The sequence below is a fragment of the Rugamonas sp. FW305-51 genome (assembly GCF_058786935.1).
This window is the reverse complement of the sequence record NZ_JBYSZG010000001.1, coordinates 287,280-306,154: the sequence shown is the minus strand read 5'-3', so window position 1 is coordinate 306,154 and position 18,875 is coordinate 287,280. Positions and strand designations below refer to the sequence as shown.

Here is an 18,875-nt window from a genome sequence, read left to right as displayed (position 1 = left end):
CTGCCGCCCTCCGTCTATGAACGGGAAATGGCAACACGTGAACCTATCGTTGTGTCCGAATTTACTTGACCACCGCAAACAAGTTGGCCTGCTCGCGGTTCATCGGCAGGTAGCCGATTTCATCGATGATGAGCAGCCTGTACGTCTTCATGGCCCGGCGCATCACCGTCTTCAAACTGTTTTGCGCGTGCGCTGTCGTCAGCGTCAGCAACAAATCGGACGCCGGTGTATCTGTTTACAACCGCTGCTGACAGCAGCGCTGGGAAGAGTTCCAGCAACGCTATCTGACCGAACGGCAAACTGACGAACAATTGGCGCGCATGCGCGGCCTGCTGGCCGACGCCGCAGGCCAGCCGATTACGCTGGTGTATGGCGCGAAGGACCGGGAGCACAATCAGGCAGTCGTGTTGCGCGACCCGTTATTGCGGCTGTAGCGAGACTGCGCGGCCGTGATCACGTCGCCGTCAGCGACGCGATCCGTTCGCGCAGCGTGGGCAACAGTTCGCGCTCGAACCAGGGATGACGCTGGAACCACGGCGTGTTGCGCGGCGAGGGATGCGGCAAGGGCAGATAGTGCGGGCCGAACTCGCGCCATGCCCGCACCGTCTCCGTCAATGACGACCTGCGGCGACTGCCCAGAAAGTGCCGTTGCGCATGCAGACCGATCAGCAGAGTCAGTTCAATCCTGGGCAGCGCCGTCAACAATTGATCGAGCCACAGCGTCGCGCATTCCCGCCGCGGCGGCAGGTCGCCGCTGTTTCCCCGTCCCGGATAACAATATCCCATCGGGATGATCGCCATGGACGAAGCGTCATAAAAGTGGGGCGCATCCAGACCCAGCCACCGGCGCAGGCGCTCCGCTCTCCGCTGGCGTCATCCCAAGGGATGCCCGAGGCATGCGCGCGCGCGCCGGGCGCCTGTCCCACGATGAGGATGCGCGCCGTAGCGCCCGCCTGCAACACTGGCCGGGGGCCGAGAGGAAGGCGGGCCTCGCAGGCGCGGCATTGACGGACCGCCGCCAATAGCTGATCCAGCCCGGCGTACGCCGGCGCTGCCGATGGACCGCGCGATCCGTTCATGCCGTCACTGCGCCGCCGGAGTGACGGAGGCGACGGCGAACAGATCAGGGTCGTCCGCATGATCGATCAAGATGCGCTGGACACGCCCCTGCCACAAGGTGGCGAATGCGCGCTTGTCGTCCGGCGTGGCGAGGCCGTCGAGAATCTCTCTCAACAGGACGTTCTGGCCCGGGTCGGCCGGAACCCGGTGCAATTGCATGCTGAGCCGGACAGCTGCACCGATGTCGCCACGCTCGAACACCACCTCGCCATCATCGCCGGTGTCAAATTGCAGCAGATGCTGGCGCTGGAAATGGCCGCCGATGCCCTTGAAGCCGCCGATGCCCGCCGCGCCCGTGATCAGGCCGACGATGCTGGCGATGACGCCGCTCACGCCTTCGTCCTGCGCCGCCGCGAACCGCACCCGCAGTGCGCCGCGCTCGGGCGTGCCGTCGGGGTACAAAACGCCCAAGGCACGCCGCGTCATGAGGTAGGCGCCGGCGACCGTCGGGCACGAGTGCCCGGCCAGCCTGACGGCGTCGACATAGCGGTAGGTGATCATGCCGTCGCTGCACGCACCCAGGAACCCGGCCAGGCCGTCATGCACGGTGATGGTGGGGGCCTGGTCGAAAAAATCAGGGAAGCTCATGGTTCGTCTGCCTTTCTGGGTTCAGGAGGGAGCTAAGCGCCGTGCTCAGGAAGGCGGCGTTCATTTGGCGATAGGATGTGTCCGGTCATTCGGGGCAAGATCATAAGACTGCCAGCCCTGACATTGTAAGGCAGGTGGACGGCCCTTGAAGCCCCTTGCCCCAATGAAAATGCCCCGCCGGGCGGTGCAGCCGGGCGGGGCAACTATTTTCTTGCCTTCAAGGGAAGGTCAAGTCCAAACCAAGCATTTTGCCGAAGGCGTAGGTGACGATCCCCAGGCCCAGCAGCGCTAGCATGAAGACTGCGGCCACCGTGCCGCCCGCGCGCAGCACGGCGCGCGGCTCATACACGCTCTTATTCTCCTTCTTGCCTTGATCGTAATGCCACTTGATGGCGTAGAACATGCCAGTGCCGAGCACGAGAAGTTTGAACGTAGCGAAGACTAGAGGGACCCAATCCATGATTTTGCGTTTTTCCTGGCTATTAGTGACACGATCTGTCGTGAGTGGGACATAGTACCTAAAAACAATATCCATACATTGAGACAAAATGCCCCAGTTGAGACCATGCAAAGTGAAACGGATGACTTTTTCTTATCGAAAATGGTTGCGTTCCATTTTTTTTGCGCCTATAGTTAGCCGTATGGATAACTATTCGATTGCGCTGGACGCGATCTTCCACGCGCTGTCGGACCCAACGCGCAGGGCCGTCGTGCGCCGGCTGGGCGCCGGTCCGGCGACCGTCAGTGCATTGTCGGCGCCGTTCGACATGGCGCTGCCGTCGTTCATGAAGCACATGCGGGTACTGGAAGAAACGGGCCTGGTCAGCAGCAGCAAAAGCGGGCGGGTGCGGACCTGCACGCTCGAGCGGGACAAGCTCGCCGCGGCCGAGCGCTGGTTCGAGGAGCAGCGGGCGCTCTGGCGCAGTCGATACGACAACCTGGACAACCTTTTGGAACAACTGCAAGGAGACGAGCATGGCAGCTAAGCTTCAATTCGATTTTGTGGTCAACAAGGAAAACAGCACCCTCACCGTGACGCGGGAATTCGCCGGCCCGCGCCAGTTGGTCTGGGATTGCCATACGCAGAGCGCTTTGCTCGACCGTTGGTTCGCGCCCAAGCCCCTCAGCACCAAGACCAAACACATGGAATTCAAGGAGGGCGGCTATTGGCACTACGCCATGGTCACGCCCGATGGGCAGGCCTTCTGGAGTCGCGTGGATTACTTGGCCATCCGCCCGGTCGACCGCTATGCGGCGCTGGATGGCTTCACAGATGAAACAGGCGTCGTCAATGCCGACATGCCGCGTTCGCGCTGGGACGTCACGTTTTCGGACTTGAAGGAGCACACGCTGGTCACCACGGTCGTGCGATACGACTCGCCGGAAGACGTGCAAAAGGTCATCGATATGGGCATGCAAGAGGGCATGGCCTCCACCCTCGAGCGCCTCGACGAGCTGTTGCTGACGCTGTGCGCATGACACGCGCACGGGCAATCTGTCAGGCCGCAGCCGCTACTTCGGGTTCGCTCTGCGCGTAACGCCTGGGCGGCATGCCGACGTGCCGCGTGAACGCGACGCCGAACGCACTGACCGAGCCGTAGCCGACGCGCTCGGCGATGTCGGCGATCTTCAGTTCGCGCCGTCGTAACAGTTGCCTGGCCAGCGCCATGCGCCACGCCAGCAGATAGGTCATCGGCGCCACGCCGACGGCCTGGCTGAAACGCTCGAAGAAGGCCGAACGCGACATCGCCGCCGCGCGCGCCAATTGCGCGACGTTCCATGCGGCGGCGGGACGCTCGTGCATGGCGCGCAGGGCGATCGCCAGCTTGGGGTCGGCTAGTCCACGCACGAGGCCGGCCGACGCGCCGGTGCTCGCCGTCGACCTCAGCGCCTCGATCAGCAACACTTCGAGCAGCCGGGACAGCACAATGTCGCGCGCGGGCCGGTCGGCGCGCGATTCATCGCCCACCATCTGGACCAGCGTGGCCAGGCGCTGCACGCCGCGTATGTGCACGTATTGCGGCAGCAGCGATACGAGCAGGGCGGAATCGGGCGAACCAAACTCGCAATGACCAACGAGCATGCGCACATCGACCGGACCATGCGGATCGCCGACGCGCGCGCCGCCAGGCATCGGCGTGACCTGCGTGATGACCACTTCATCCGGGCCCGGGGGTAGCCGGTCGAGGCTCGATGTCGAAAAGCTGCCGCACACGGAGCGCCTGCGCGTGCTGCCGCTCGACGTGACGGACGCGGACAGCATCCGCCACTGCATCGCAGCGGCCGGCCCGATCGACGCCTTGGTCAACAACGCCGGTGTCGGCCTGCTGGCGCCACTGGAGGACAGTGCGCCGGCGAACATTCGCCAGCTGTTCGAGACCAACTCGCTCGGCACGATCGCGATGACGCAGGCGGTGTTGCCGCAGTTTCGGCAGCGGCGTGCCGGTGTGGTCGTCAACGTGACGTCGAGTGTGACCATCAAATCGCTGCCCTTGCTGTCGGTCTATACGGGCAGCAAGGCGGCGGTCAACGCGTTCACGGAATCGCTGGCGCTGGAGCTGGCGCCGTTCGATGTCCGCGTGCGGCTAGTGCTGCCCGGTCGCTCGGCGGAGACGCGCTTCGGCGACAACGCGCGTCGCCTGATGGGGGAGGGCGGGCACGCGGCCTATGCCGATTTCCGGCAGCGCATGCTGGCCAATGTGCAGAACAGCGATGCGCCCCTGACGCACGCACGTGACGTCGCCGAAGCGGTCTGGCGGGCGGTGACCGATCCCGCCGCGCCGATGCGCGTGATGGCGGGGGCCGACGCGCTGGCAATGGCGACGTCGCCGGAGACGGACGATGGCGACCGCAAGGCGATCGTCGCGCGCTTCAACCGTGAAGTGATCGAGGAGGGTAATCGGGCGTCGTTCGACGCGCTGATGGCGCCGGACTTCGTCAACTGGTCGGCGCCAGGCGAGGCCATGCGCGGTGCCGAGACGATGTGGCGCACGTTTTCGACCGTGCTGCGCGCCGCGATCGGTGATCTGCAGGTGCACATCCATGAGCAACTGTGCGAGGGCGACAAAGTGATCACCCGGAAGACCATCTCGGGCAAGCATGTCGGCGCGCTGCTCGGCGTGGAGGCGACGGGCAGGGAGATTGCGATCGATGTGATCGATGTCGTGCGCGTGCGCGACGGTCGCTACGTTGAGCATTGGGGTGTCAATACGCTGGCCGCCGTCGTCGCGCAATTGCGGCAAGGGTGAAGTTTTTAACAACCTTGATTTCACGTCTTTTTCACGTATTTCCACTGCGCATGCGTGGGGGAAATCATGTTACCCTAGCGTTGCTTTTGAGGAAAATTTTCGTGCCCGCTTTGCGATCCGCGGCGGGCGGTTCCACAGTCCAGGCAGCCCGCCGCTATCCGCAGCGGGCGCGCCGCGATTGACCACACCAAGTGCGACACCCTCGCGCATGAAGGAATCTGAATGAGCAAGGCTGAACCATTGCGCCTGCACGTGCCCGAACCGACGGGACGTCCAGGTTGCGCGACCGATTTTTCCTATCTCCGCCTGTCGCCGGCCGGCGCCGTGCGCCGCCCCGAGGTCGACGTGGCGCCCATGGATACGCGCGATCTTGCGTATTCGCTGATCAGCGTGATCGATGCCGAGGGCAACGCGGTCGGACCCTGGGTGCCACACATCGATATCGAGGTCGTGCGCCAGGGCTTGCGCGCCATGATGAAGACCCGCATCTTCGACAGCCGCATGCTGATGGCGCAGCGCCAGAAGAAGATGTCGTTCTACATGCAGAGTCTGGGCGAGGAGGCCATCGGCACCGCGCAGGCGCTGGCGCTCAATGTGGACGACATGTGCTTTCCCACCTATCGCCAGCAAAGCATTCTGATCGTGCGCGACTATCCGCTGGTCGACATGATCTGCCAGCTGATGTCGAACGAGCGCGATCCGCTCAAGGGCCGGCAGTTGCCGGTCATGTATTCGGTGAAGAAAGCGGGCTTCTTCTCCATCTCCGGCAACCTGGCGACGCAATACATCCAGGCCGTGGGCTGGGGCATGGCCTCGGCGATCAAAGGCGATACCAAGATCGCCTCGGCGTGGATCGGCGACGGCGCCACGGCCGAAGCGGACTTCGACACCGCTTTGACTTTCGCCCACGTGTACCGCGCGCCCGTCATCCTCAACGTGGTCAACAACCAGTGGGCCATCTCGACCTTCCAGGCCATCGCCGGCGGCGAGAATACGACCTTCGCCGCGCGCGGCGTTGGCTGCGGCATCGCCTCGCTGCGCGTCGATGGCAACGATTTCCTGGCCGTGTACGCGGCGTCGTGCTGGGCCGCCGAGCGGGCGCGCCGCAACCTCGGGCCGTGCCTGATCGAATGGGTGACCTACCGTGCAGGTCCGCATTCGACATCGGACGATCCGTCGAAATACCGCCCCGGCGACGACTGGTCGCATTTTCCGCTGGGCGATCCGATCGCGCGCCTGAAGCAATACCTGATCAAGGCCGGCGCCTGGTCCGAACAGGAGCACGAGGAAACCCAGAAACGGCTGGAGTCGGAAGTGCTGGCCGCGCAGAAGGAGGCCGAACAGTACGGCACCATGGCCAGCGGCCACACCTTCAGTCCCGCTGAAATGTTCGACGGCATCTACAAAGAATTGCCTGAACACCTGCGCGTGCAACGTCAGCAACTGGGGATCTGAGATGGCGGAAAATATAACGAAAACATCCATGACCATGATCCAGGCGCTGCGTTCGGCGATGGATGTGATGATGGAGAAGGACGATAACGTCGTGGTGTTCGGGCAGGACGTGGGCTACTTCGGTGGCGTGTTCCGCTGCACCGAGGGCCTGCAAAAGAAGTACGGCACGTCGCGCGTGTTCGATACGCCGATTTCGGAAGGCGGCATCGTCGGCGTGGCCATCGGCATGGGCGCATACGGCCTGCGGCCTTGCATCGAAATCCAGTTTGCCGACTACATCTATCCGGCGTATGACCAGATCGTGTCCGAGGCGGCGCGACTGCGCTTCCGTTCGGCGGGCGACTTCACCGCGCCGATCACCATCCGCACGCCGTGCGGCGGCGGCATCTACGGCGGCCAGACCCACAGCCAGAGTCCGGAGGCCATCTTTGCCCACGTATGCGGCTTGCGCACCGTGATGCCGTCCAATCCTTACGATGCCAAGGGCTTGTTGATTTCCTCGATCGAGAACGACGATCCGGTGATCTTCCTCGAACCGAAGCGCCTTTACAACGGGCCGTTCGATGGCCACCACGACAGGCCGGTGGTGCCCTGGTCGCAGAACCCGCTGGGGGAGGTACCCGAGGGCTATTACACCGTCCCGCTCGACAAGGCGGCCATTTTCCGGCCGGGCAAGCAGCTCACCGTGCTCGCCTACGGCACCATGGTTTGGGTAAGCGAGGCGGCTGCGCGCGAGACCGGCATCGACGCCGAGATCATCGACCTGCGCAGCCTGTGGCCACTGGACCTGGAGACGATCGTCGCCTCAGTCAAAAAAACCGGCCGCTGCGTGGTGGTGCACGAGGCCACGCGCACCTGCGGTTTCGGGGCCGAACTGGTGGCGCTGGTGCAGGAACATTGCTTCTACCATCTGGAAGCGCCGATTGAACGCGTGACGGGCTGGGACACGCCTTATCCGCACGCGCAGGAATGGGCGTATTTCCCGGGCCCGGCGCGCGTTGGAGCGGCGTTCAAACGTACGGTGGAGGCATAAAGATGGGTATTCACGTCATCAAGATGCCGGACATTGGCGAGGGCATCGCAGAAGTTGAACTGGTCATGTGGCATGTCAAGGTAGGCGACGCGGTCACGGAAGACATGGTGCTGGCCGATGTCATGACCGAAAAGGCCACCATTGAAATTCCCTCGCCCGTGCACGGCACCGTGGCCAGGCTCGGTGGCGCGGCGGGCCAGGTGATGGCCGTGGGGGCGGATCTGATCCACATTGAAGTGGAGGGGGCCGGCAACCAGAAGACGCCAAGCGGTGCGGTTGCCGGTCCGACGACCACATCGACAGCCGCTGCGGCAGTGCCGGCGCCCCCGGCCCCGGCGCACATTGCGCCAGCGGCAGTAGGGGCAGCAGGGGCAGCAGCGGCGCCAGCGGGGGCGGTGCCCGCATCGGCGCGCGTGGCGCGCGCACCGGGCGAACGTCCGCTCGCTTCGCCGGCGGTACGCAAGCGCGCATGGGACATGGGCGTTGAGCTGCAGTTCGTGCACGGCAGCGGCCCGGCCGGCCGCATCCTCCACGCCGACCTTGACGCCTACGCCGCGCGCGGCGCGCAGGGCGTACCGTCCGCCGCGCCGGCCGGCGGCTACCGCGAGAACTACGCGGAACAGGCCATCCCGCTGGTCGGACTGCGGCGCAAGATCGCGCAGAAGATGCAGGAATCGAAGCGCCGCATCCCGCACTTCTCCTACGTCGAGGAGATCGACGTCACCGAGCTTGAGAGCCTGCGCGCACGCATGAACGAGCAATGGGGCAAGGAGCGCGGCAAGCTGACGGTGCTGCCATTGCTGGCGCGCGCCCTGGTCGTCGCGCTGCGCCAGTTCCCGCAGATGAACGCGCGTTTCGATGACGATGCCGGTGTCGTCACGCAGTACGGGGCCGTCCATCTGGGTGTGGCCACGCAGACCGATGCCGGGCTGATGGTGTCGGTGATGCGCCACGCCGAGGCGCGCGACCTGTGGTCGTGCGCGGCGGAGATCGGACGGCTTGCCGATGCCGCGCGCACCGGCAAGGCCACGCGCGACGAGTTGTCCGGTTCAACGATCACCATCTCCAGCCTGGGCGCCCTGGGCGGCATCGTCTCGACGCCCGTGATCAACCATCCCGAAGTGGCCATCATCGGCGTCAACAAGATCGTGGAGCGGCCGATGGTGCGTCAGGGTGGGCTGGTCGTTCGCAAGATGATGAACTTGTCGTCCTCGTTCGACCACCGTGTCATCGACGGCATGCACGCGGCCCAGTTCATACAAGCCGTCCGCGCCTTGCTGGAATGTCCAGCGATGCTCTTTGTGGAGTAACAGATGAACCAACACACAACGACACTGCTGGTGATCGGCGGCGGTCCCGGCGGCTATGTCGCGGCCATCCGCGCCGGCCAGCTTGGCATCGCCACCACGCTGGTGGAAGCGGCTGAACTGGGCGGCACCTGCCTGAACGTCGGCTGCATCCCGTCGAAGGCACTGATCCACGCCGCCGATGAATTCGACAAGGCCGGCCATTTCGCCAGCGGCTCGGCACTTGGCATTTCGGTGCAGGCGCCGCGTATCGACATCGGCCAGACCGTGCTGTGGAAGGATGGCATCGTCGGGCGCCTGACGGGCGGCGTGGCGGCACTGCTGAAGAAGAGTGGCGTGCGCGTGGTGAAGGGGTGGGCCAATATCGTCGATGGCAAGACCGTCGAAGTGGTACGCGACGGCGAGAACCCGCAGCGCATCGGCTGCCAGCATCTGCTGCTGGCCACGGGGTCGTCCGCCGTCGAATTGCCGTTCATGCCTTACGGCGGGAAGGTGATCGGCGCAACGCAAGCGCTGTCGCCCAAGACCGTCCCGGGCAAGCTGGTGGTGGTGGGGGCCGGGTATATCGGGCTTGAACTTGGCATCGCCTATGCGAAGCTGGGCGCGCAAGTGCACGTGGTGGAGGCGCAGGAGCGTATCCTGCCTGCCTACGACGCTGACTTGAGCCGTCCGGTGGCCAATGCGCTCAAGGGCCTGGGCGTCGAAACCAGCCTGGGCAGCGCGGTGCTGGGCCTGGACGAGGCGGGCGGCGCGGTGCGCATCCGTGATGCGGCCGGCGCAGAGGTGACCCTGGCGGCGGACCAGGTGCTGGTCGCGGTTGGCCGGCGTCCGAACACGCGCGGCTTTGGCCTGGAAAAACTGCGCATCGACATGGATGGCCACTTCATCAAAGTCGACGACCAGTGCCGTACCTCGATGCACGACGTGTGGGCCATCGGCGACGTGACGGGCGAGCCGATGCTGGCCCATCGCGCCATGGCGCAAGGTGAAATGGTGGCTGAAATCATCAGTGGCAAGCGTCGCCATTTCAGCCCCGCGGCTATCGCGGCGGTGTGCTTTACCGATCCGGAAGTGGTGGTGGTCGGCACCATGCCCCAGCAGGCGCGGGCGCAGGGTATCGATTGTATCGACGCGCTCTTTCCGTTCGCAGCGAACGGGCGCGCCATGTCGCTCGAATCGAAGGACGGTTTCGTGCGGGTGGTGGCGCGGCGCGACAATCATCTGATCGTCGGCTGGCAGGCGGTCGGCAAGGCAGTGTCGGAGTTGTCCGCCGCGTTTGCGCAGTCCATCGAGATGGGGGCGACGCTGGAAGACGTGGCCGGCACGATCCACGCGCATCCCACCTTGGGCGAGGCGATCCAGGAGGCAGCGCTGCGCGCCTTGGGGCATGCGCTGCATATTTGACGACTGGGGGGCGAGTGGACATGGCACGCGCTGCGCTGATCGTGCCTGCGAGTATGGGCTACGGCGCAAGCGGCGAGGGCCCGGCATCGGGTGGCAGGAATGCGATGCCGTACTTTTGCAAGATGGCCGCGATGACGCCTTCGTCGCGCAATCGCCGTACGACCGCGTCGACCTTGCGCACGGTCGCCAGGTTGGTGTGCCGCAGCGCGATGGCGACGTTGAACCGCAGCCCGGGCGCATGCAGCACGTGGTCGACGCCCGCCAGCGCCGTCCCCGGATGGCTTTTCCGGTACCAGCCGTAGCCGATCTGCGACACCACGCCTGCGTCGGCCTGGCCATTGCGCACCGCGTCGAGAATTTCTCCGTCGTCGCGAAAGCGGACCCAGACCGGCACGCCTGCGTCGTTGAGCACTTGGTGCGCGACCGATCCGCTGGGCACGGCGACATGGCTGCGCCGCAGGGCCGTCAACGTGACGCCATCGGCCGCATGGCCCGGCAGCACCAGCAGCGTGGACACGGCCATGTACGGCAGCGTCAGCAGCCGTGGCCGGAGCTTGTCGATGTCGCCGCCGTCGCCGGCCACGGCGTCTGTGGCGGGGACCGCCATCACGGCATCGCACGACGTGAACCTGATCTGCTCGCTGGACCCGATCCAGTCCACTTGCAATTCCAGCCCCAGCGCCTGCGCGATCGCGCGCGCGAGGTCGAGGTAGAAGCCGGGCATGGCGCCGTCCTTGCTCGAATACGGCAGCGCGTTGTCGGCCGCGCACACGGTGAAGCGGTGGGATGCCATCATCTCGTCGAGCGGGCGGGCGGCGGCCGTGCCCGCCCACAGGGCGCACGCCGCCAGCAGCCACGCACGGCCGGACAGGCGGGCCAGCCGCCAGGGCATGGCCATCGAGGCGGCCAGCGCGCGGCCCCGGATCGGTCGCGGCGCGCTCATTTCTTCGGGCCGACGTCGCGTAGCGACAGGATGTAGCTGCCCAGTTCCCAGATCTCCTGATCGGAAAAGGCTTCCTTCCATGCCGGCATGAGCAGGCTGCCGCGTTGCTTGCCGTTGCTGATGGTCTGGAACAGGTACTCGGGCGTCAGGTCGTGGCGGCCCTGCAGGGCCGCGCCCTTGCCGCCGGAGCCGGCGTTGCCGTGGCAGTAGACGCAATTCTGGTTGAAGCGTTTGGCGCCGGCCGCGATGGTGGCGGGACTGTCCAGGTCCGGCCGCTGCGGGCTGTCGGCCAGGGCCGGGCCGCACGCCGTGGCGCCGGCCAACAACAGCGGGATCAGATTGCCATAAAGGCAGGGAAGGATGCTGCGCATGAGGAAACTCCTGTTCAATGTCATCGTCGATAAGGCGAGTGGGAAGATGGCGGGCGGGCAGGGCGCCGCCCGCCATGGGGTTTAATCCAGTGCGAACACGACCATGGCCGCGCCGCCCGTCAGTTCCTTGATCTTTGGGAAGGCACTGGCCATGAAGCCCGGCGCCAGCGAACCCCAGCCGCTAGGCACGGCAATGTACTGCTTGCCGTTGACGGCGTAGCTGATGATGCCGGCGCGGATGCCCGAGCCGGTCTGGAACTTCCACAGTTCGGCGCCGTTCTCGGCATCGTAGGCATGGACGTAACCGGCCGGATCGCCATTGAATACCAGGCCGCCAGCCGTGGTCAGCACGCCACCCAGGCCCGGAATCGGATATTTGACGCTCCATTTCAGCTTGCCCGTCAGCGGGTCGCGCGCGTCCAGCCGTCCCTCGGCCGGTTGGCCCGGCGGGGCGACCGCTTCCAGCTTGTCCACGCCCAGGTAGAGCGAGGCGATGCCCATGCCCTTGGTCTCCTGCTTGCCCGGCACCACCACTTCGCACACTTCCATCGCGTTGGTGTACCACAGGCCCGTCTTCGGATTGTAGGCGCCGGGGTTCCAGCTGCGGGTGCCCAACAGGTAAGGACACAGCACGCTCTCCTTGCCGGCCGGGAGTTCCTTGCGCTCGATCAGCTCGCCCGTCTTGGGATCGATGGTCTTGACGAAGTTGTAGGTCTGGCTCAGCGGCCACACGTTCTCGAGCTTGCCGTCGGCCTTGTCCATCACGAACACGAAGCCGCTCTTGTTGAGGTGGACGATCACGTCCTTGCCGTCCTTCTTGAGGATCAGCGCCTCGTAGGCCGAGTCGTAGTCGAAGGTGTCGTGCGGGATTTCCTGGCGGTGCCATTTCAGTTTGCCGGTCTTCGGCTCCAGGGCCAGCAGGGTGGCCGTGTACAGGTTGTCGCCCTTGCGGCCATCGCCGTAAAAATCGGGGGCGGCGTTGCTGGTGCCGATGAAGACGGTGTCGGAGGCCGCGTCGTAGGTGCCCGGCAGCCAGGCGCCGCCGCCTGCCACTTCGCCTGTATCGCCGGGCCAGCTCTTGGGATCGTTGCGGATGGTGTCGAAGGTCCACATCTTCTCGCCGGTGATGGCGTTGACGGCGTAGATCTTGCCCCGCTGCGGCTGGTCGCCGCCCGTGGAACCGCCGATCAGGACATCTCCGGCCAGGATGGGCGATGAGGAAAACAGACAGCCGAAGCATTTCTTGAGGTCGGTCAGCTGGGTTGACCATACCTCTTTGCCCGTCTTTTCGTTGATGGCCACGAAACGGCCGTCCATGGTGCCCAGGTAGATATTGCCGTGCCCCATGGTCAGGCTGCGGCTCAGCGTGGCGTAGAAGCTCTGCGACGAGACCGGGTCGAGCTTGGGCTGATAGGCCCACAGCCGCTCGCCGGTGGCGGCGTTGAGGGCGAACACGTTATTGTTCGGCGCCACGTAGTACATCACGCCGTCCTTGACCAGCGGCGTCGAGATCAGGCCGGCCGTGATGTCGCCCGGCTGGTGTATCCATGCCGTCCTCAGCTTCTTCACGTTGTCCTTGTTGATCTGTTGCAGCGGCGAGTAGCGCCAGGCGTTCGAGGTGCGGTGGTACTGGGTCCAGTTGTCCGGGTCGGCGTCGCCGGGGCCGGTGATGGCATGGGCCACGGCGCCGGCCGGCGACGGCACGCTCAGGGTGGCGGCGGCGATGATGGCGACGGCGGCCGCGGGCCACAGGGCCGCGGGATGCAGGGACTTGCGCAGGGAGTGGTTCATTTGTCTTCTCCAGTATTGGGGCGTTGCTTGGTCTTGTAGGTCTGGTGCGGCGGGCCGGGCGCCCGTTACCACATGAAGCGCGCGCCGACGGTCGCGTAGTTGGTGTCGGTCCCCGTGTTGAACACGGGATTGCGGCTGAACCGGGAATTGGCCAGTTCGCCGTACGTGGTCAGGTACTGGTTGACGGCGTAATAGACGCCCACGATGTTGGAGCGCGCCACGTGGCCGGGCGTGACGGCCGTGTCGTCGATGGTGGTGCGGCCGTAGCTGTAGCGCAGCGACAGCGCGGGCGTCGGGTGGTACACGAGCTGGGTGAACAGGCCGCGGCTCTTGCGTTCGCGGCCGTCGGCGTCGAGTGCGTCCAGGTCCTGCATCAGCAGCGAGCCCAGGCCCTTGGCGCTGAAGCCGGACAGGTGGAAGTTGAATGCGCCCAGGTCGACCGTGGTGCCGGCCGATACGCCGGAGGTCTGCACGCGGTCGCTGGCGCATGGCGTGCCGGCGGCCGTCTTGCAGTCCTGCGCGCGCTGGTAGGTGGCGTCTGCGTACAGCTTGACCTTGGCGTCGCCCAGGCGCGGCTTGTAGTAGACGCCGGCCTCGACGCGCGGCGAGGTGGTCTGGTCAGCCACGCTGCCGACAAACACGTTGCGGATCTGGCTGGGATCGTAGACGCCGACGGAGAAGGTCAGCGCTTCGCTTTGCGGCGAGTTGTAGCGCACCCCGGCGTTGAAGTTGGTGTACAGGTAGCCGGCGTTGAAGGTGGCCGCCAGCGCGTTGGTGGTGTTGACGTTGTCGTAGCCGGTCAGGCCGCCGGCCAGCACCGAGGCGTCGGCCAGCACGGCCTCGCCCTGGTAGATGCTGTAGGCCTTGCCGAAGATGACTTCGCCCCAGCTGGCCGACGCCTTGCCCCAGATCTCGCGCGGGTCCAGCGCCTGGGCGCCCGTGTTGCCGACGTTGCCCGCGTTGCGGAAGTTGCCCTGGCCCGACTGGGCGTTGATGTACAGGCCCACGCGGCTGCTGAAGGTCACGCCGTCGACGGCGGGCGCGGTGACGTTGAAGGCGATCAGGCTGGGCGTGGTGCCCGAGGTGATGCGAAAGCCGGTGGTGTCCTTGGTGTCGCCGTTCTGCTTGTGCGCCTGCAGGATGATCCAGCCATCCGTGCCGAACTTCCAGCCGGCCGGTGTTTCGAATTCCACGGTCGCGCTGGCGTGACCGGCGACGGCGGCGCAGACCAAGGCGGCCAGCGCCTTCTGTTTGACTGCGGTGCTGCTGTTGATTCCTTTTTTCACGACATCTCCTTGAGTTTTTTTTGATTCCCCGAGCATGGGCTGCGGGGCTGGGCCGTTCCGCCGGCGCGGTCGCGTGGCGAGCGGCTGCGGCGGTGACGGCCAGCAAGCTCTCAGCAAAATTGGTGCCACTAGCAAAAAGGGATGCGCTGGACGGGCCCTGCGCTCTGGGCGGGGCCCGGCAGGGGCGCGGCACGGCGGCGCGCGGCGGAGACAGGTGTCGCAGGCCACGCCGGCCCCTTGCGACAGATGGCGCCGCCATACGGCCCCGGGCCGGCCCTGGCGGCGCAGGCCAGGGCGTCCCCGAGGCTGCGGGCGGGGGCCGCCGCACGCCGCAACGCCAGTGCCGGCGCGGCCTGGGCGCCGATGGCCGCCTGCGCCGTGCGCGGCGGCCGTGGGTTGGCATTGATTTTGCTGAATGCCTGTCAGCGGAGTCAGCCGCATGCACAACGCGGGCGACGCGCCGTCCCACCAAAAATTCTTGAAGGAGACCTGCACTTATGAAACCGACATCGCAGCATTTATTGTGGATGTACGAAAAGATGATCGAGATTCGTGAATACGAAGAGACGATGTCCAAGGTATATCTGGAAGGCAAACTGCCGCCCAAGATCCAGAAGGGCCTGGCCTTCGATATCGGCGCCGGCCCCGTGCCCGGCGAGATGCACCTGGCCGCCGGCCAGGAGCCGGTGGCCGTGGGCGTGTGCGCCCACCTGAGCGACGACGACAGCGTGGTCGGCGCCCACCGTTCCCACCATTTCGCCATCGCCAAGGGGGTGCCGCTGGATGCCATGACGGCTGAGCTGTTCGGCAAGGCCACGGGCCTGGGCCGGGGCAAGGGCGGCCACATGCACCTGTTCCACCCGCCCACCAAGTTCTCGTGCAGCGGCATCGTCGGCGCCAGCGCGCCCCAGGCCTGCGGCGCCGCGCTGGCCGCGCGCAAGCTGGGCAAGGACTGGGTCGCCATCGCATTCTTCGGCGAAGGCGCGGCCAACCAGGGCGCCTTCCATGAATCGCTCAACCTGGCCGCCGTGTGGAAGCTGCCCGTGGTGTTCATCTGCGAAGACAACAAATACGGCATCTCGGTGGAGAAGTCGGTGTCGACGGCGGTGGCCTCGAACGCAGTGCGGGCGGCCGCCTACGACATGCCGGGCGTGCTGGTGGAGCACAACGATGCGGTCGCCGTCTACGAGGCGGCCGGCGCGGCCATCGCCCGCGCGCGCCGGGGCGAAGGCCCCAGCCTGATCGAGGTGCAGACCGACCGCTACTTCGGCCACTTCCAGGGCGACCCGGAAACCTACCGCGCCAAGGACGAAGCGGCCAATCTGCGCAAGGACGACCCCATCGTCCGGCTGGGCGCCCAGCTGCGTGGCGCCGGCCTGCTGGACGACGGCGCCGAGCAGGCGCTCAGGCAGCGCGTCAGCGCCCGCGTCGAGGCGGCCTATGCCTTCGGCCGCAGCAGCCCCTATCCGACGGCGGACGAGGCCCTGCTGCACGTGTTCGCCGACTAACCGCATCCATTACAGGAGATTGATATGCAAAGCAGTAACCACCGCACGCTCACCATGGCGCAGGCGATTTCGGAAGCCATCGGCCAGGAGATGGAGCGCGACGCCTCCGTGTTCGTCATGGGCGAGGATATCGGCAAATACGGCGGCATCTTCAGCGCCACCAGCGGCCTGCTTGAGCGCTTCGGCGCGGAGCGCATCATGGAGACGCCGATCTCGGAAACGGCCTTCATGGGCGCCGCGCTCGGCGCCGCCGCCGAAGGGCTGCGCCCGATCGCCGAATTGATGTTCGTTGATTTCTTCGGCGTCTGCTTCGACCAGATCTACAACCACATGGCCAAGAACAGCTACATGTCGGGCGGCGCCCTCAAGTTGCCGATCGTGGTGACGACCGGCATCGGCGGCGGCTACAACGACGCGGCCCAGCACTCGCAATGCCTGTACGCCAGCTTCGCCCACATGCCGGGCATGAAGGTGGTGGTGCCGTCGAACGCCTACGACGCCAAGGGCCTGATGATACAGGCCATCCGCGACAACAACCCGGTCATCTTCTGCTACCACAAGGGCATCATGGGCCTGTCGTGGATGTCCTACTTCGAGGGCAGCACCAACGAGGTGCCGCGCGAAGCCTACGCCATCCCGTTCGGCCAGGCCCGCGTGGCGCGCGCCGGCGAAGACGTGACCATCGTCACGCTCAGCCAGATGGTGCAGAAGTCGCTGCTGGCAGCCGAGCAGCTGGCCGAAGAAGGCATTTCCGTGGAAGTGATCGACCTGCGCACCATCGTGCCGCTGGACCGCGACAGCGTGCTGCGCTCGGCGGCCAAGACCGGCCGCGTGCTGATCGCCGACGAGGACTACCTGAGCTTCGGCCTGTCGGGCGAGATCGCCGCCACCATCGCCGAACACCTCGATACGGTGCGCCTGCGCGCGCCCGTGCGCCGCCTGGCCGTGCCGGACGTGCCCATTCCGTTCAGCCGGCCGCTCGAGCAGGCCGTTATTCCACAGGTCGGCAACATCGTCGACCAGGTCCGTGCGCTGATGCACGCCACACTGACGAAACAGGGAGAAGCAGCATGATGGACGTATTGATGACAGGCGACGTTTGGGACGACGTGGAGCCGGGCACGGAAGCCCTGCTGCAGGACTGGCAGGTGAAGGAGGGCGATCAGGTGGCGGCCGGCCAGGTGCTGGTGTGCGCCGAGCTGGTCAAGACCACCCATGAAATCACGGCGCCGGCCGCCGGCCGCGTGATCGCCCTGCTGGCCGCGGAAGGCGACACCATCGGCCCGGCTACCGTGCTGGCACGGCTGGAGGAGTAGCCCATCATGAGCCAAGCTACCCTCGCGGCGCCGGCGGCCGCCGCCCGCACCACCATCGCGCTGGCCGGCATGCGCGCCGCCATCGCCCGCAACATGGAAGCCGGCTGGCGCGTGCCCCGCGTGGCCCAGTCGATCGAGGTCGACGTCTCGGCCGTGGAACGGCTGCGCGCCGCCTGGCCCGCCGGGCAGGACGCGCCGCGCCCCAGCCTGACGGCCTATGTGCTGCGCGCCGTGGCGCTGACCTTGCGCGACCATCCGCGCCTGAACGCCCGCATGCTGGACAAGGAAATCGAGCTGATGCCCGAGATTAACCTGGGCCTGGCGGTCAGTCTGGACGAGGGGCTGATGGTGCCGGTACTGCGCCAGGCCGACGGCAAGAGCGTGGCCGCGCTGGCCGGCGAGGCGCGCACGCTGGCGGCCGGCGCCCGCGCGGGCACGCTGGGGGCCGGCGCCTACCAGCGCGGCACCTTCACCGTGACCAACCTGGGCACGACCGGCATCGACAGTTTCACGCCCATCATCAACGCGCCGCAAGTGGCCATCCTCGGCATGACCCGGGTCGCGGCCCGGGCCGTGGTGCGGGACGGGGCCATCGTCGCCGCCCCCATGATGGGGCTGCACCTGGTGTTCGACCACCGCGCCGTGGACGGCTACCCGGCGGCGCTGTTCCTGACCGACCTGCAGCGCCGACTGGAAACCACCGAGGGCTTGTAATGGACGCCAGAATCGTGTTCGTCGATACCGTCACCCAGGCGCAGGAACAGCTGTGGAATGCCGCCCAGCTGGCCCGGCCGGTCACGGAACCGCGGCTGCGGCTGTGGACCTACCGGGTGCCCGGCGTGGTGCTGGGCTGCTCGCAGGCGGCCCTGCGTGCACGCATGGATAGCCGGCACGCGCTGGCCGCGTCCGTGGTGCAGCGCGGGTCCGGCGGCGGCGCCGTGCTGACCGGGCCATGGATGGTGAGCGCGTCCATCATCCTGCCGCCCGACCATCCGCTGGTGGGGCAGGGCACGGTGTCGAGCTACCGCTGGCTGGGCGCGCTGCATGCGGGCCTGTTGCGCGACGCCGGCATCCGGGCCTATGCCATCCCGCCCGAGGAGGTGCGCTTGCACCAGGCCGACGCGCGCCTGAAGTGGGCTTGCTATGGCGGGCTGTCGCCGTGGGAGGTGGTGGTCAACCTGCGCAAGATCGTCGGCCTGGCCCAGCTGCGCAAGCGTACCGGCGTGCTGATCACGTCGGGCACGCTGATCGCCCGGCCCGACTGGAGCCTGCTGTGCGACGCGCTGGGCCAGCCCGGCGACGCCGGCCTGCTCGGCGACTGCACCACGTCCTACGCCGAACAGCTGGGCGCCCCCGTGATGGCCGAGGTGCTGGCCGAACGCCTGCATCACATGCTCACCGACGTGCTGGGCGCTGGCTCGGACGCGGCCCTGCATCGCCACGGCCTGGCGCAGCATGAGGGCGGCCGGCAGGCACGCAATGCATTTCAACATTAACTGTGACGCA

General features: G+C 66.3%; 19 protein-coding genes and 4 pseudogenes. 14 read left to right on the top strand and 9 right to left on the bottom strand.

The window, feature by feature from the left end:
- Positions 1–76: 76 nt before the first annotated feature.
- Positions 77–223, bottom strand: a pseudogene (locus AC3WOS_RS01290) (ATP-binding protein); the annotation flags it as partial.
- 43 nt (positions 224–266) lie between these two features.
- Between AC3WOS_RS01290 and AC3WOS_RS01285 the strand changes: the two are divergent.
- Positions 267–434: pseudogene (locus AC3WOS_RS01285) on the top strand (DUF488 family protein); the annotation flags it as partial.
- A gap of 19 nt (positions 435–453) precedes the next feature.
- On the opposite strand, the pseudogene AC3WOS_RS01280 reads toward AC3WOS_RS01285, so the two are convergent.
- From AC3WOS_RS01280 to AC3WOS_RS01270, 3 genes and pseudogenes are all read right to left on the bottom strand, one after another.
- Positions 454–1,079 (bottom strand): annotated as a pseudogene (locus AC3WOS_RS01280) (uracil-DNA glycosylase family protein).
- A 4-nt stretch (positions 1,080–1,083) separates the two neighbouring features.
- A complete protein-coding gene (locus AC3WOS_RS01275; RefSeq protein WP_492714001.1) occupies positions 1,084–1,707 on the bottom strand; it encodes a hypothetical protein in 624 nt (207 codons plus the stop codon).
- A gap of 217 nt (positions 1,708–1,924) precedes the next feature.
- Complete coding sequence (locus AC3WOS_RS01270; protein ID WP_492714000.1) at positions 1,925–2,110, bottom strand: hypothetical protein; 186 nt, start codon at positions 2,108–2,110, stop codon at positions 1,925–1,927.
- A 238-nt stretch (positions 2,111–2,348) separates the two neighbouring features.
- Between AC3WOS_RS01270 and AC3WOS_RS01265 the strand changes: the two genes are divergently transcribed.
- Both AC3WOS_RS01265 and AC3WOS_RS01260 read left to right on the top strand, forming a co-directional pair.
- Positions 2,349–2,693, top strand: a complete 345-nt coding sequence (locus AC3WOS_RS01265; protein ID WP_492713999.1) for an ArsR/SmtB family transcription factor — start codon at positions 2,349–2,351, stop codon at positions 2,691–2,693.
- Positions 2,683–3,186 (top strand): SRPBCC family protein, encoded by a 504-nt coding sequence (locus AC3WOS_RS01260; RefSeq protein ID WP_492713998.1) that lies wholly within the window; start codon positions 2,683–2,685, stop codon positions 3,184–3,186. Before AC3WOS_RS01265 ends, AC3WOS_RS01260 begins: the two co-directional genes overlap by 11 nt.
- A gap of 19 nt (positions 3,187–3,205) precedes the next feature.
- Here AC3WOS_RS01260 and AC3WOS_RS01255 read toward each other — a convergent pair whose 3' ends face one another.
- Positions 3,206–3,970 (bottom strand): AraC family transcriptional regulator, encoded by a 765-nt coding sequence (locus AC3WOS_RS01255; protein WP_492713997.1) that lies wholly within the window; start codon positions 3,968–3,970, stop codon positions 3,206–3,208.
- Between AC3WOS_RS01255 and AC3WOS_RS01250 the strand changes: the two are divergent.
- The 6 genes and pseudogenes from AC3WOS_RS01250 to lpdA all read left to right on the top strand — a co-directional run.
- Positions 3,858–4,529: pseudogene (locus tag AC3WOS_RS01250) on the top strand (SDR family NAD(P)-dependent oxidoreductase); the annotation flags it as partial. The gene AC3WOS_RS01255 and the pseudogene AC3WOS_RS01250 sit on opposite strands and share 113 nt — an antisense overlap.
- Positions 4,524–4,955, top strand: a complete 432-nt coding sequence (locus AC3WOS_RS01245) for an ester cyclase (RefSeq protein ID WP_492714008.1) — start codon at positions 4,524–4,526, stop codon at positions 4,953–4,955. The pseudogene AC3WOS_RS01250 and the gene AC3WOS_RS01245, both read left to right, overlap by 6 nt.
- 222 nt (positions 4,956–5,177) lie before the next feature.
- Positions 5,178–6,410, top strand: coding sequence for a 3-methyl-2-oxobutanoate dehydrogenase (2-methylpropanoyl-transferring) subunit alpha (locus tag AC3WOS_RS01240; protein ID WP_492713996.1), 1,233 nt, complete (start codon positions 5,178–5,180; stop codon positions 6,408–6,410).
- Between the two features lie 28 nt (positions 6,411–6,438).
- The gene (locus AC3WOS_RS01235; RefSeq protein WP_492713995.1) at positions 6,439–7,443 is read left to right on the top strand and encodes an alpha-ketoacid dehydrogenase subunit beta; all 1,005 of its coding nucleotides are present in this window, start codon (positions 6,439–6,441) and stop codon (positions 7,441–7,443) included.
- Positions 7,444–7,445: 2 nt separating this feature from the next.
- Positions 7,446–8,753: a dihydrolipoamide acetyltransferase family protein gene (locus AC3WOS_RS01230; RefSeq protein WP_492713994.1), complete on the top strand. Its 1,308-nt coding sequence runs from the start codon at positions 7,446–7,448 to the stop codon at positions 8,751–8,753.
- 3 nt (positions 8,754–8,756) lie between these two features.
- The gene (lpdA, locus tag AC3WOS_RS01225; RefSeq protein WP_492713993.1) at positions 8,757–10,154 is read left to right on the top strand and encodes a dihydrolipoyl dehydrogenase; all 1,398 of its coding nucleotides are present in this window, start codon (positions 8,757–8,759) and stop codon (positions 10,152–10,154) included.
- A gap of 58 nt (positions 10,155–10,212) precedes the next feature.
- Here lpdA and AC3WOS_RS01220 read toward each other — a convergent pair whose 3' ends face one another.
- The 4 genes from AC3WOS_RS01220 to AC3WOS_RS01205 form a co-directional block, all read right to left on the bottom strand.
- On the bottom strand, positions 10,213–11,097 hold the full coding sequence (locus tag AC3WOS_RS01220; protein ID WP_492713992.1) for a substrate-binding periplasmic protein: 885 nt from the start codon (positions 11,095–11,097) through the stop codon (positions 10,213–10,215).
- Positions 11,094–11,468 carry a c-type cytochrome gene (locus AC3WOS_RS01215; protein ID WP_492713991.1) on the bottom strand — a complete coding sequence of 125 codons (375 nt, stop codon included), beginning with the start codon at positions 11,466–11,468 and terminating at the stop codon, positions 11,094–11,096. Before AC3WOS_RS01215 ends, AC3WOS_RS01220 begins: the two co-directional genes overlap by 4 nt.
- Positions 11,469–11,549: 81 nt before the next feature.
- Entirely contained in the window at positions 11,550–13,259 is a 1,710-nt protein-coding gene (locus tag AC3WOS_RS01210) for a pyrroloquinoline quinone-dependent dehydrogenase (protein WP_492713990.1), read from the bottom strand.
- A 65-nt stretch (positions 13,260–13,324) separates the two neighbouring features.
- Positions 13,325–14,545, bottom strand: a complete 1,221-nt coding sequence (locus AC3WOS_RS01205; RefSeq protein WP_492713989.1) for a hypothetical protein — start codon at positions 14,543–14,545, stop codon at positions 13,325–13,327.
- Positions 14,546–15,042: 497 nt separating this feature from the next.
- On the opposite strand from AC3WOS_RS01205, the gene AC3WOS_RS01200 reads away from it, so the two are divergent.
- The 5 genes from AC3WOS_RS01200 to AC3WOS_RS01180 are packed head-to-tail and all read left to right on the top strand — an operon-like array spanning position 15,043 to position 18,865.
- Complete coding sequence (locus AC3WOS_RS01200; protein WP_492713988.1) at positions 15,043–16,053, top strand: thiamine pyrophosphate-dependent dehydrogenase E1 component subunit alpha; 1,011 nt, start codon at positions 15,043–15,045, stop codon at positions 16,051–16,053.
- A gap of 24 nt (positions 16,054–16,077) precedes the next feature.
- Positions 16,078–17,127: an alpha-ketoacid dehydrogenase subunit beta gene (locus tag AC3WOS_RS01195; RefSeq protein ID WP_492713987.1), complete on the top strand. Its 1,050-nt coding sequence runs from the start codon at positions 16,078–16,080 to the stop codon at positions 17,125–17,127.
- Positions 17,124–17,369, top strand: a complete 246-nt coding sequence (locus tag AC3WOS_RS01190; protein ID WP_492713986.1) for a lipoyl domain-containing protein — start codon at positions 17,124–17,126, stop codon at positions 17,367–17,369. The genes AC3WOS_RS01195 and AC3WOS_RS01190 overlap by 4 nt, the downstream gene beginning before the upstream one ends.
- A 6-nt stretch (positions 17,370–17,375) precedes the next feature.
- The gene (locus AC3WOS_RS01185) at positions 17,376–18,083 is read left to right on the top strand and encodes a 2-oxo acid dehydrogenase subunit E2 (RefSeq protein WP_492713985.1); all 708 of its coding nucleotides are present in this window, start codon (positions 17,376–17,378) and stop codon (positions 18,081–18,083) included.
- Positions 18,083–18,865 (top strand): lipoate--protein ligase family protein, encoded by a 783-nt coding sequence (locus AC3WOS_RS01180; protein ID WP_492713984.1) that lies wholly within the window; start codon positions 18,083–18,085, stop codon positions 18,863–18,865. The genes AC3WOS_RS01185 and AC3WOS_RS01180 overlap by 1 nt, the downstream gene beginning before the upstream one ends.
- The last annotated feature ends 10 nt before the right edge of the window (positions 18,866–18,875 follow it).